17 protein-coding genes are annotated in these 13189 nt (G+C 31.5%); 16 read left to right on the top strand and 1 reads right to left on the bottom strand.

Annotation, left to right across the window (positions count from 1 at the left end):
• Positions 1-105 precede the first annotated feature (105 nt).
• From Z053_RS0108980 to Z053_RS0108910, 16 genes are all read left to right on the top strand, one after another.
• Positions 106-1401 (top strand): NAD(P)/FAD-dependent oxidoreductase, encoded by a 1296-nt coding sequence (locus Z053_RS0108980; protein ID WP_025664693.1) that lies wholly within the window; start codon positions 106-108, stop codon positions 1399-1401.
• Positions 1402-1877: 476 nt separating this feature from the next.
• Entirely contained in the window at positions 1878-2261 is a 384-nt protein-coding gene (locus Z053_RS0108975) for a hypothetical protein (RefSeq protein ID WP_241459814.1), read from the top strand.
• A 91-nt stretch (positions 2262-2352) separates the two neighbouring features.
• Complete coding sequence (locus Z053_RS0108970; RefSeq protein WP_025664691.1) at positions 2353-4506, top strand: TonB-dependent receptor; 2154 nt, start codon at positions 2353-2355, stop codon at positions 4504-4506.
• A 29-nt stretch (positions 4507-4535) separates the two neighbouring features.
• The gene (locus tag Z053_RS0108965; protein WP_025664690.1) at positions 4536-4958 is read left to right on the top strand and encodes a DUF2141 domain-containing protein; all 423 of its coding nucleotides are present in this window, start codon (positions 4536-4538) and stop codon (positions 4956-4958) included.
• 105 nt (positions 4959-5063) lie between these two features.
• On the top strand, positions 5064-5687 hold the full coding sequence (locus Z053_RS0108960; protein ID WP_025664689.1) for a hypothetical protein: 624 nt from the start codon (positions 5064-5066) through the stop codon (positions 5685-5687).
• 50 nt (positions 5688-5737) lie between these two features.
• Entirely contained in the window at positions 5738-7090 is a 1353-nt protein-coding gene (locus Z053_RS0108955; protein ID WP_025664688.1) for a 2TM domain-containing protein, read from the top strand.
• Positions 7083-7436, top strand: a complete 354-nt coding sequence (locus Z053_RS0108950) for a 2TM domain-containing protein (protein ID WP_025664687.1) — start codon at positions 7083-7085, stop codon at positions 7434-7436. The genes Z053_RS0108955 and Z053_RS0108950 overlap by 8 nt, the downstream gene beginning before the upstream one ends.
• Before the next feature lie 39 nt (positions 7437-7475).
• On the top strand, positions 7476-7763 hold the full coding sequence (locus Z053_RS0108945) for a 2TM domain-containing protein (protein ID WP_025664686.1): 288 nt from the start codon (positions 7476-7478) through the stop codon (positions 7761-7763).
• A gap of 21 nt (positions 7764-7784) precedes the next feature.
• Complete coding sequence (locus Z053_RS0108940) at positions 7785-8078, top strand: 2TM domain-containing protein (RefSeq protein WP_025664685.1); 294 nt, start codon at positions 7785-7787, stop codon at positions 8076-8078.
• Between the two features lie 43 nt (positions 8079-8121).
• On the top strand, positions 8122-8430 hold the full coding sequence (locus tag Z053_RS0108935; protein WP_025664684.1) for a 2TM domain-containing protein: 309 nt from the start codon (positions 8122-8124) through the stop codon (positions 8428-8430).
• A gap of 96 nt (positions 8431-8526) precedes the next feature.
• Positions 8527-9282 (top strand): LytR/AlgR family response regulator transcription factor, encoded by a 756-nt coding sequence (locus Z053_RS0108930; protein ID WP_025664683.1) that lies wholly within the window; start codon positions 8527-8529, stop codon positions 9280-9282.
• 136 nt (positions 9283-9418) lie between these two features.
• Entirely contained in the window at positions 9419-11041 is a 1623-nt protein-coding gene (locus Z053_RS0108925) for a helix-turn-helix domain-containing protein (RefSeq protein ID WP_025664682.1), read from the top strand.
• 139 nt (positions 11042-11180) lie between these two features.
• A complete protein-coding gene (locus Z053_RS31455; RefSeq protein WP_160170072.1) occupies positions 11181-11342 on the top strand; it encodes a hypothetical protein in 162 nt (53 codons plus the stop codon).
• Positions 11343-11548: 206 nt separating this feature from the next.
• Positions 11549-11701, top strand: coding sequence for a hypothetical protein (locus tag Z053_RS31450; RefSeq protein ID WP_160170071.1), 153 nt, complete (start codon positions 11549-11551; stop codon positions 11699-11701).
• Between the two features lie 64 nt (positions 11702-11765).
• Positions 11766-11966, top strand: a complete 201-nt coding sequence (locus tag Z053_RS0108915; RefSeq protein ID WP_025664681.1) for a hypothetical protein — start codon at positions 11766-11768, stop codon at positions 11964-11966.
• A gap of 125 nt (positions 11967-12091) precedes the next feature.
• Positions 12092-12274: a hypothetical protein gene (locus tag Z053_RS0108910; protein ID WP_152538281.1), complete on the top strand. Its 183-nt coding sequence runs from the start codon at positions 12092-12094 to the stop codon at positions 12272-12274.
• 98 nt (positions 12275-12372) lie between these two features.
• Here Z053_RS0108910 and Z053_RS0108905 read toward each other — a convergent pair whose 3' ends face one another.
• Positions 12373-13176 (bottom strand): lysophospholipid acyltransferase family protein, encoded by an 804-nt coding sequence (locus Z053_RS0108905; RefSeq protein ID WP_025664679.1) that lies wholly within the window; start codon positions 13174-13176, stop codon positions 12373-12375.
• Positions 13177-13189: the final 13 nt, after the last annotated feature.

The raw sequence follows: 13189 nt of genomic DNA, 5'->3' as shown, positions 1-13189 counted from the left end.
ATGTTACAAATAAAAATAAAAGTATGATAATTTTAGTCATAAATCCAAGTATTCTGTAGGGTATATAATTTTATCACTTTATCTTTGTAATACAACATATATCTTATGAATATTCCACATACCAATTTACCCAGATTAGTCGTAATTGGCGGGGGTTTTGCCGGAGTTGCATTAGCAAGAAAAATGGTTAAAGAAGATGTACAACTGGTCTTACTAGACAGACATAATTACCACACTTTTCAACCACTTCTTTATCAAGTATCTACATCATCATTAGAACCAGATTCTATTGCATATCCACTTCGTAAAATTGTTAAAAGAGGTAAAAATACTTTTTTTAGAATGGCAGAAGTAACAGCTATTGATCCAGATATTCAAAATATACATACCAATATCGGTAGCATTTCTTATGATTATCTTGTTATTGCTACAGGTGCACGAACCAATTTTTTTGGAAATACTACTATAGAAAATAATGCAATGCGAATGAAAAATCTGCCACAAGCATTAAATTTACGTAGTTTAATGCTTGAGAATCTTGAGCAGGCAGTAATTACCACAGATCCAGAAGAAAGGAAAGAGCTTCTGCGTTTTGTACTTGCAGGTGCCGGTCCAACAGGGGTTGAACTAGCGGGAGGAATTGCAGAATTAAAATTAAATGTGCTTCCCAGAGATTATCCCGATATGAATTTTGATGATATGGAAATTCATTTGATAGAAGGTGCACCTCGTGTACTCCCTCCTATGAGCGAACATGCATCAGAAAAAGCGGCTAAATTCTTAAAAAAATTAGGAGTACATATTCATACCAATACACAAGTACAACATTATGAAAATAACATAGTAAGTACGAATACTGATTTATCTCTTAAAACTGCAACTTTTATATGGTCTGCTGGTGTAACCGGGGCTCCTGTATCGGGAATAGATGCAAAATCTCTAATACCAAGAGCCAATCGATATAAAGTGAATGAATTCAATCAGGTCGATGGGTACAAAAATATTTTTGCTATTGGGGATATCTCTGTAATGGAAACTAAAAAATATCCCAAAGGGCATCCAATGGTGGCACAACCAGCAATACAACAAGGAAGCCATCTTGCCAAAAACTTAAAACGCTACCTTAGAGGCAAAGACATGATCCCTTTTAAGTATTTTGACAAAGGATCTATGGCTACCATTGGTCGTAATAAAGCTGTAGTTGATATCGGGAAATTTAAATTCGGAGGGTTCTTTGCCTGGTTTATCTGGATGTTTATTCATTTATGGTTCCTGGTAGGTTTTAGAAATCGATTTGTTACCTTTTTTAATTGGGTATATAATTATATTAATTATGATAAAGCAGCAAGATTAATTGTTAGACCTTTTAAGAATAAGGAAAATACTATAGAACGAGTGTAGTGCTGTTATACTCTATACTTGAGAATAGAATGACAAGTACGTTTCTAGTACTTTAATGTTTGATTAGTACAAAAGCACTTTAATTTTCTTTTTCATAACTTCTTCACCATACTCTAATCTTTCGGTAGGTAAGACAATGTTTGTGTTCATAGCATTAACTACAATAAAGTAGAAAAAGCTATAAACAATCTTATGAAAAGCATCATCGCTTTCGAATAATATAAATCAATAAAGCAATTTACCTTCATCGCTTATAGAAAACCATTGAGCCATACTAAAAAACATCTCGACGAATTCTTCAGGAATCTCACTGCTTATATAAGTAATTTGGATCTATAGCCATATCGAAATATCTGTTTTAAGTTCGAGATATTTATTATAAAAGCCTATCCGATACTCTTTTTCATAAAACAGAATGGTGATACAGAAGTTCATATGACTTCGCAGTGCTACTAACATCCTAAAACCTAAAGATCATGAAAAGAATATTACTTTTTATTACTATCCTATTATGTGCAGAAGTGATGGCACAAAACACAAACAACACTGATTTTTGGCAAAAAGATAAAATTATGCATAGTGTTGGATCTTTTGGTATAAGTACTATTACTTATACATATTTATCGATTCATCCAAAACATAAAAACCTTCCCGAATTGCAAAAACGATTAATTTCTCTTTCTACCACCATAATTATAGGCAGTTTAAAGGAAGCTGTTGATAGTACATCATCAAATCATTATGCGTCCTGGGGTGACATGGGAGCAAATGCTATAGGAGCATTAACTTTTCAAGCCGTTGTTACTATTCCTTTAAATTTTAATACAAGACATAAAAGAAAAAAACAACATTACAATTAATCCTTAAAATTCTACAGTTCGGTAAAATTCAATTTCGGTTTTTGTATAGATAGACCATTTTTGACCTCACAATCAAAAAACTATTATATACATGAAATTAGCACTAACCTTTGTCTTTATCACAATTCTATTATCAACAAACGCCCAAACAGCTATTACAGGAAATGTGACTGATGCATCGGGAATCCCTATCGAAGGAGCAAATGTCTATCTAGACGGAACTTATGATGGAGGATCCTCTGATACCAATGGAGCTTTTTCTTTCTCTACTTCAGAAACAGGGCCTCAAACCTTACTGGTTTCTTTTCTTTCTTTTGAAACGTATACGGTGTTAACCGACGTCTCTGCAATGAATAACTTAAAAATTGTACTACGAGAAGATGTAAATTCTTTGGGTAGCGTCGTTCTTAATGCCGGTACATTTTCTGCAGGAGATAACAGCAAGGCTTCTGTACTCTCTCCTTTAGACATTGTTACTACAGCAGGTGCTGCAGGGGATTATATTGGTGCTTTTCAAACGTTACCAGGAACTTCTACCGTTGCCGAAGACGGTAGACTTTTTGTACGCGGTGGAGATGCTAATGAAACTAATATCTATATCGACGGACTTAGAGTTTTTCAACCCTTTGCAGCAACCACAAATAATATTCCTACTCGTGGAAGATTTTCGCCTTTTCTTTTTAAAGGTACTAACTTTTCTACCGGGGGGTATTCTGCAGAATATGGTGATGCTTTATCTAGTGTTTTATTATTAAATACCATCGATGAACCCGATCAGGAAAAAACAGATTTATCGTTTATTAGTGTTGGTCTTGGTGTAGGGAATACACAAAAATGGAAAAAGAACTCGCTAAGTATTAATGCTTTTTATCTAAACCTAAAACCATATCAGGAAATCATTTCACAACGGGTAGATTGGAAAAAACCATACGAATCACTATCAGGAGAAGCGGTATACCGCCATACATTTGAAAAAGGACTTTTAAAGGTATACGGAGGTTTAAACTATGCCGAATTTGATCTTGTTCAAGAAGATATCAATACACCTGAAGGAGTTAATTTTGGACTTAAAAACAGAAATTTATACCTCAATACTTCCTATAAAGGACGCCTGGGCAACGATTGGACTATTGCAACCGGGACTAGTTTTGCAAATGATCATAACGATATTAAAATTGTAAATACTAATGTTGATAATAATGAGAATAGCTTTCATTTTAAACTGAAATTAAGAAAGAGATTTAGCAATCGTTTTAAATTAAATTTTGGTGCAGAACAATATGTAAGTGCATTTTCAGAAAACGTTTCTGTTCCTAATGCCAATACTTTTAAAAGCTCATTCGATAATAATAGTACTGCAGCCTTTACTGAAGCTAATGTGTTTTTTAGCAAAAAACTAGCGATGCAGATAGGAGTTCGAGGAGTTCATAATACGTTATTAGAGTATACCAAGATCTCACCCAGAGCTTCTTTAGCCTACAAAACATCATCAAAATCTCAGGTATCATTAGCCTATGGTGATTTTTACCAGGCACCACAACAAGATGTTTTAAAATATAATGAAACTCTAGAACCCGAAAAATCATCGCATTATATTTTTAATTACTTATATCAAAATAATCGAAGGACTTTTAGAGCCGAAGCCTATTATAAATCTTATGAAGAACTCGTTAAATTTGATACAGATCTCCCAGAGTTTACCAGTTTATACACTAATAACGGAAGTGGTTATGCAGCTGGATTAGATATCTTCTGGAGAGATAACAGGTCTATCAAGAATCTTGAGTATTGGGCTAGCTATTCTTATCTAGATACCAAAAGAGATTACAAAAATTATCCTAATAAAGCGACTCCAAATTTTGCCGCAAAACACAACCTTTCTCTGGTCACAAAATACTGGATCGAAGATTGGAAATCATTAATGAGTGCCACCTACAATTTTGCTTCTGGCAGACCCTATAATGATCCTAATCAGTCAGTATTTCAAAATAAAAAGACAAAAACTTATAATTCAGTCAATTTGAGTTGGGCATACCTTATTAGTCAACAAAAGATCCTATACTTCTCGGTTTCTAATGTTCTGGGGTTTGATAATGTTTTTAACTATCAATATGCAAATACTCCTAATATCGACGGAAACTTCTCCAGACGTGCTATAAGACCTAATGCAGATCGCTTTTTTATCGTTGGTTTTTTCTGGACCATCAGTGATAATAAAACCGATAACCAATTAGACAATCTATAAAACTTGGTAAAACTATAATCTATACTATTATGAAAACTTTAAAATATACAGTTATTCTATTGCTTGTGTTATGCATAAAAACAGGGATTGCTCAAGAATCGAAACATTCTCTTACCGTTATTGTCACCAATATAGAATCTAACCAGGGGACGATACAAGTAGGACTCTATAACAGTAAAGGTAATTTCTTGAATACAATATACCAATCTATTAGTACAAAAGCCAAAACCGGAAGTGTTGAGGTTATTTTCAAAAATGTCCCTAAAGGAGAATATGCTATTTCATTATATCATGATACCGATGAGAACCAAAGACTTAACACCTTTCTTAGGATTCCTACAGAGCCTTATGGGGTTAGTAATAATGCAAAAGGAAGGTTCGGGCCTCCAAAATGGGAAGATGCCAGGTTCTCTATTTCGGATAAAGCAATCGTACAATCTATCAAATTATAAATGCATTTACATTTCATCCATTAAAAAATACACTTCGGTCATAAATACTTTAAAAAGATCAGTTACCTCATGATCTTTACACTATAAATTAAAAATTAAACCATCATGAAAACAATAGTTATTATACTTGCTTTTTTTACTATTACTGCTACCAACGCTCAATCATCATATGAAAAAGGAATGACTAAAGCTTTTGAATTATGGGGAAATAAAAACCCTGATGAAGCTATCAATCTTTTTGAACGTATTGCGAAAGCCGAAAAAGAAAATTGGTTACCTTATTATTATGCTGCTCAGGTTCATATTATTACTACTTTTAGTATAAAAGATGCAGAAGCTATAGAATCCAGATTAAAAAAAGCTCAGGATTATCTTAATGAAGCAAAAATATACACAAGTGACAATGCCGAAATACTAATCATGGAAGCATTGCTTAACACAGCATATGTTGCATATAATCCTTCGGTATATGGGATGACATTGTCTGCCAAAGTTGAACAACTATACCAAAAGGCTAAGGTATTAGAACCTAAAAACCCCAGAGCGACTTTATACCATGCCGAATGGAAAATGGGAGGTGCAAAATTCTTCGGCAAAGACCCAAAAGTCTTTTGTCCTGAGGTAGAAAAAGCTATCTTGTATTTTGAAAACGAATCACATGATATTCCATTTTACCCAAAATGGGGCAAAGATCAGGTAAAACGTGTTCAGGAAAACTGTAAAGGATAATTTTAAAATCAAAAATTAGCCCTTGATCATATTAAAATAAAAAGAGGTATATGAATGATTTAAAAAAAATAGCCATTGTTTCACTAGTAGTTTCTGCAATAGTTGCATTAGTAACTTTATTAGTAAATGGATTTAATTTTGACCGAATCCTTACTGTAAAATGGTGGACCATTGCCTATATGTATTGTTTCATTCTAACCTATCTAAACTCTCTTTATTTTAGCATTTTAAATAATAAATTCGAATGGAAAAACAAGGGGTTACAAAGAGTTTTAATTGGAGCCGGAGGTTCTATCATCATAACAATGGTGGGATATGCAATATGCCAATTTGTTGTTGCTGTAGTCATTCTTAAAACCCAAACAAGCTCAGAGTTTATTGCCAATCAATCCTTTAAAGATTACCTGTTTCCATTATTACTAACAGTTATTATTTCGCTATTCTTTCATACGGTATATTTCTATAAAGCATTACAAGAGAATAAAGTTACCGAGCAAAAGATTATAGCAGGAACTGTTTCTGCAAAATTTGCAGCATTAAAGAATCAATTAGATCCTCATTTTTTGTTTAACAGCCTTAATGTATTGACCTCACTAATTGAGGAAAATCCAAAAATGGCTCAAAAATTTACAACATCGTTATCAAAAGTATATCGATATGTTTTAGAACAAAAAGATAAAGAATTGGTTACTGTAGACGAAGAGTTAAAGTTTGCTCGAACGTATATGACCTTGATACAATTACGCTTTGAAGACAGTATTATTTTTGAGATTCCTGAGCAAGCATTAAATCCTGAAGCCAGAGTAGTACCACTATCATTACAAATTTTACTTGAGAATACTGTAAAACATAATATAGTGATGCCAGAGAATCCGTTGCACATCAAAATTTATGAAAAAGATAATTTTCTCATCGTTGAGAATAATCTTCAACCCAAAGAAGTCATTAAACAAAGTAGTGGCGTGGGATTAGGAAATGTACAACAACGATATGGTTTATTGACAAAAAGGAAGTTTTCTGTATATAAAACAGAGAATGCATTTATCGCAGAACTTCCAATATTAACAAAACAAATAAAATCAGCAGATATGACAATTTCACAAAATATAGAACACACAAAAAGTATAAAGTATAAAAGAGCAAAAGAACGTGTACAAAAAATCAAAGAATTTTATGGAAACCTGATTGCTTATATGATTGTTATTCCCGGGTTGGCAATATTAAACTATAAAACCACCGGATTTGGTATCCCCTGGGTTATATTTCCTATTGTAGGTTGGGGAATTGGACTCATATTTCACTATTCTGAAGCTTATGGGTATCATCCCATATTAGGAAAAGACTGGGAGGAGAAAAAAATTAGAAAATATATGAACGAATCAAATGACAGCTATCATGAATGATTATAACGAAGAAAAAGCTTACGAAAAAGCAAAGAAAAGACTTGAAGAAGAAAAAGGGTTCTATTCTCACCTTGCCGTGTATATTGTAATCAATATTGCTCTACTGTTTTTTATGTCTAAACTAACAGTATTTATTGGAGCAGATCCTAATGATTCTGGTTTTAAAAACTGGAGATTCTGGAACACCTTTTTAACTCCTGTAGTATGGGGAATAGCATTACTCGGACATGGATTATGGGTATTTAAAGAGAGGTTCTTTTTGAAAAAATTCTTTAAAAAATCTATTTTCAGTAAAGATTGGGAAGAACGTAAAATCAAAGAATTTATGGACAAGGATAAATTTTAATTCTTTAAAAAACCATCAAGAACTTTAAAATTAGTGATTATGAAAGATTTCGAAAAAGTAAAAAGATATGAACGAGCAAAAGAACGAGTAGAAGGATTAAAAAAGTTCTATACCAAACTATCCGTTTACATCATCGTCATAAGTTTTCTAGCAGGATTAAATTATTACGAAAATGAATGGAGACATGCATGGTTTTTATGGGTAGCATTTGGTTGGGGAATCGGTTTAATCATTCATGCTATAAAAACATACGGAATAAACCCTTTATATAATAAAAATTGGGAAGAACGTAAGATCAAAGAATTTATGCATAATGATAATTTTTAAATCTTTTTAAGTAAAACCATCATGAAAGATTTTGAAAGACAAAACATATTTAATCTAGCCAAAATAAAGGTACAAAAAGAGAAAAGGTTTTATTATCATCTATCGATTTTTGTAGTTGTTAATATCGCACTATTATTCTTAAAAGGAGAATATCTGGTTTTTAGCAGTACGGTTACTACAGAGAATCAAGAAATCATAAAAAGTTGGTTTGATAGGATCATGCTTATCATCCCAGTACTTTGGGGGATAATTTTACTGCTTCATGGTTTGCTAATTCTTGGTGAATCTCTGCTTTTAGGTAAAAATGATGATTAAGAAGGTCAAAAAATATAGTATCAAATTATAAAACGAATACATTATGAAAGATTTTGATAAAGAAAAAAGATATGAACGAGCAAAAGAGCGTGTAGAAGAATTAAAAAAATTCTATAATAATCTATTCTCTTATATTATTGTTATTGGGTTTCTGGCCGGATTAAATTATTATCAAAATGAATGGCATTATGCCTGGTTTTTATGGGCAGCATTTGGATGGGGAATTGGTTTAGCTTTTCATGCAGTCAAAGCCTATAGAATAAATCCTATGTTTGATAAAAATTGGGAAGAACGTAAGATTAGAGAATACATGGACGAGGAACAAAATCAGGAGCAACAACGTTGGGAATAAAAATGATACTATCAAAGTGTAAAATCAGAAGTGACATACACCTAAGGATGAATCCTTTACCTCTTTAAAACTTTAAAACTAACTAACTATAAAAGAATGAACATTATAATTATTGAAGATGAAAAACCTGCAGCCAGACGTCTTAACAGAATGCTTGGTGAGTTAAATATAAAAGTGCATACTATGTTACATTCTGTACAAGAATCTATAGAATGGTTTAGTACAAACGAACATCCTGATTTGATTTTTCTAGATATTCAACTTAGTGATGGGTTATCTTTTGAAATATTTGATGCAATTACCATAAAAAGTTCCATCATATTTACGACTGCTTATGATGAATATGCGCTCAAAGCTTTTAAATTAAATAGTATCGATTACCTGTTAAAACCAATAGATGACGAAGAATTAGAAGTTGCTGTACAAAAATACAAAGAGCAATTACCAAAAAAACAACAGCTTCAGGTAGATTTTGAAGATATTAAAAAGCTGCTCATAAATCCTATGGATCGCACGTATAAAAAGCGATTTACAACCAAGGTTGGACAGCATTTAAAAATATTTTCGGTAGAAGATATCGAATGTTTTTATTCTGAAAACAAAGGAACATATCTGCATACAACAGATAATAGAAATTATCTGATCGATACCACTCTAGAATCTCTTGAAGATGAACTAAATCCACAGCAGTTTTTTAGAGCAAGCAGAAAGTTTTACATCAATATAAATGCGATACAAGATATTATATCGTATACCAATTCGAGATTACAAATCAAACTTAATCATTTTAACGAACAAGAAATTATCGTAGCTAGAGAACGGGTAAAAGATTTTAAATTGTGGTTAGAATGATAGAGACCAAGAGTAATATTTTCTCTTGGTTTAACTATTTGTCTGTCACCAAATTTAACCATTTATGAGTATGTGATGTAAATATTCTGGAAAAATAAAAGTATTACTTACATTTGATAGCACACATTCTTTCATAATGACAACCCACTATAAACCTTTATTAGGTAAATACCTTATTTTATCCTTATTTATTCTTGTATTCAACCCCTTTTGTATTTCTGCTCAAGAAAATGATAGTCAAGACGCGATAGCATATATTAAACAAGCTGGGTTACTTTACGACAACGAAGATTATGAAAAAAGCATGTTTTATTATGACAAGGCCGAACAAATAGCTAAAAAATCACACCACGACTCTTTATTATCTATTATATATGCTAGAAAAGGTCATATACATCTTAGAGATGGAAAAAACAAAGATGCACTTGATGCCTATTCAAAAGCATTAGATATTACAGAATTAACAGGGCATAAAGAAATTGAAATTAAGGCGAATTCGGGGCTCATTGTTATTCTCAAAAGAATGAACAGATTAGACAAAGCTTTAAAAATTGCACGTCGCTCACTTAAATTAATTCCGAATACTAATCTTTATAAAAAAGGGGCTCATGCTAGTATTTTGATTCTTACTAGCGAGGTATATTTAGATAAAGAACAATATGATTCTACATTATATTATATAGAAAAAGGACTAGATATAAGCAAAGAGCTAGGATATAAAGAGGCCATTTTGGACTTATACATAAAAAAAGGAATGGTATATTATTACCAAAAAAAATATGATACATCTTTAGATTTTTTATTTAAAGCAAAAAATATTCTATCCCAACAAGAGATTAACAACAAAACTTATCCTGTAATCAATACTAATTATTTCATTGCAAGTTGCTATTATCAGCAAAAATTTTATGATAAAGCAATTAATGTATTAACGAATAGTATAAATAACTTTTCAGAAAATGATTCCTTAAAACCTCCAGCGATTAGATCTCATTTACTTCTAGCTCATTGTTACAATGAAAAAAAAGAACACAAAAAAGCAAATCTGTGGAGTAACAAATATGTTAAGCTAAATGAATCTTATCAAAAAGATAAGGATCAAACAGTAGATATTATTCACGAAAAAGAAACGAATAGGCTTCAAAAAGAAATAGTAACTCTTAAAGCAAGCCAAACCAAAGATAAGCAAGCAAAAAACCTAATATTCTGGATCCTTTTAATCACATTAACGACACTAGCTTGTATTGTTTTTATATATATCAAAAAACAACGATCCAATAAAACTTTGTTTAATAAATTAATGAAAGAAATTAACGATTTAGAATTTATTAAACAAACTACGATCAACAAGAAAGAATCGTCTAAAGAAATCATTATTGACGATCAGAAAATCAACGAGATCATTAAAGGTTTAGAAAAATTAGAAATTCAAGAATATTTTTTAAAGTCAGAATGTAATTTACGGTCCATGGCAAAAAAGTTAAAAACCAATGCCACATATTTATCTAAAATAATAAACATTCACAAAGAAAAAAACTTTACGGATTACATCAATGATCTTAGAATTGAATATGTTCTAAAAAGATTAAAGGATGATAAAAAATTCAGGTCATTTTCTATTCAATCCATTGCTTCAGAAATTGGATATAAAAGCAGTTACTCTCTGGTGAAACATTTTAAAGCAAAAACAGGCATCAATCCGTCCTATTATATTAAGAGTTTAGATAAGCAACATTTAGACTCAAAAATTAGTATATAACTCATGGCTATTTTAAACAATTTAGCCATAAGTAATTATTATAAGCTCCTAAAATAAAATATATTTCTAATGAAATACATTTTTCTAGATTCTTATATACTTAAGAAAAAAGCTTATCAATAACTAAATCACCTTAAAAATGAAAAAAGACGTAACACGAAAAATCAATCTCAAAAAGTTAACAATAGCAAGGATCAACTTAGGTTCTATGAAAAAAATAGAAGGAGGATCCAGTGTTTTAACAAGTGATATTGCAGAAGTAAACGGAAGGATAATCGATTATTGTTATAACGAAAAATAAATATTACTTTTCAAAATATGTATTACCCTGCTAATATGCAGGGTTTTTTTATGGCTATTTTGTTTAAAATGGCCATACTTCATTTTTAATCCCCCTAATTGCTACATACTTTAGTTTCAGAATCAAAATTATCTACAGCGATTAATTTTGATAAAGGGGCAGCCGAAAACCTTATCTAACAGAGTAGGTAATTAAAACTTATCATCATGATTAATAACATTTTAGATTTAAAAGGAGCAACTCAATTGAGCAAAAACGAACAACAAACAATCAAAGCTGGCACATACTATGGCGATCAATGTCTTAGCCTTTGTGGCGGTCATTGTTCTTTTGGACGTTGTTTTGAGCAGTTAGATTAAATATTACTTTTCCTAAGACTAATCCTTAGGTTTTTTATTGTATTTCTAATTTAAAACACTAAAAATGATTCTTAAAATTTTAAAAGTAAAAGGAGTTACGATACTTAAAAAACAGCATCAGAAATCGATTCATGGTGGTACTTATGGATGTCAAAATGTAGCAAGAAAATGTACAGAAGATAATGATTGCTGTTCAGGAAGTTGTGGAGTAGAAAAAATTATAAACGGAAACGTAGTTACACTTTCTATATGTTCATTTACCTAAACACCTGGTTCTATTTTTGGAACAACATGTAAAGATTAAAAAACAAGAAGTTATCAGGATAATAGACAGAAAACTGCAACTGTCTTAAAATGTTTGCTACTATAAAACAACTAATTTTTAACAAAATGAAAAAAATAATGCAATTAAAAGGAGCTCTAGTTTTAAATAAAAAAGAGCAAAAATCTATTAATGGAGGTAACACAGGTATGCGTTGTTATAATCATGCTGATTGTAATGTTTTAAATTCGATACCTGGTTTTGAGCACGAAGAATTCTTTTGTTTTTGGGGAATGTGCCAAATAGCCTAGTAGATTTTTTCATGCAAATTGAACTAACAAAAAGTCAAAAGGTCGAATGATCTCTTGGCTTTTTTTGAGAGAGGGAGCGTAATAAACTACTAAAAAGATTAGTATTCCCACTGTCTTTTCTTATTAAGTTCTTCCTCGGCTTCTAATTCTTCCTTCGGAATTACTTTAAGAAAAGATGGATGTTGTTCTATAGCAAACTCTAATTTACTTACGATATCATCGATAGAATCATTTTCATAATCAATATCTAGTGGTTTTTTTATCACCATAGATTGTAATATTCCTCGTTTTTTAATACGAATACCTTTTTTATCAAAAGATCTTCTAAAACCGTCTATTACAATAGGAATTACTATGGGTTTATATTTTCGAATGATATGAGCCGTTCCTTTACGAATAGGCTTAAAAGGTTTTGTAGTTCCCTGCGGAAATGTAATCACCCACCCATCATCTAATGCTCTAGAAATATTAGTAATGTCACTCATTTTTACCTGGCGATTCACATCTTTCCCTTTCTCTCTCCAGGTACGCTCTACGGTTATAGCTCCGGCATACGCAAGAATTCTTGCTAATAATCCGGCTCTCATCGTTTCTTTTGCAGCCACATAATACAAATTAAGCTTGGGTTGCCATAAATACCCTACATTCTTAATAGAGTCTGTACGACCACTTAGGCTTGCATTAAAAACATGAAACATTGCTACTACATCAGCAAAATAAGTTTGATGATTAGAAACAAATAACACATTATTATCAGGAAGGTTTTTAAAAATTTCGCTTCCTTCAATTTGTAATTCATTAAAACCTCTATAACGACTATGCGTTAACCCACCCATAATACGGATAAGCCATTTTTTTAAAAATAATATATGTCCAAATGGATTTCTTTTAAATAATCCCATATGTAGAAAACCG

The organism is Aquimarina megaterium XH134 (assembly GCF_000520975.1).
GTDB classification, from domain to species: Bacteria; Bacteroidota; Bacteroidia; order Flavobacteriales; family Flavobacteriaceae; genus Aquimarina; species Aquimarina megaterium.
Note: the sequence above shows the minus strand (reverse complement) of the source record. Positions and strands in the feature narration are given on the sequence as shown.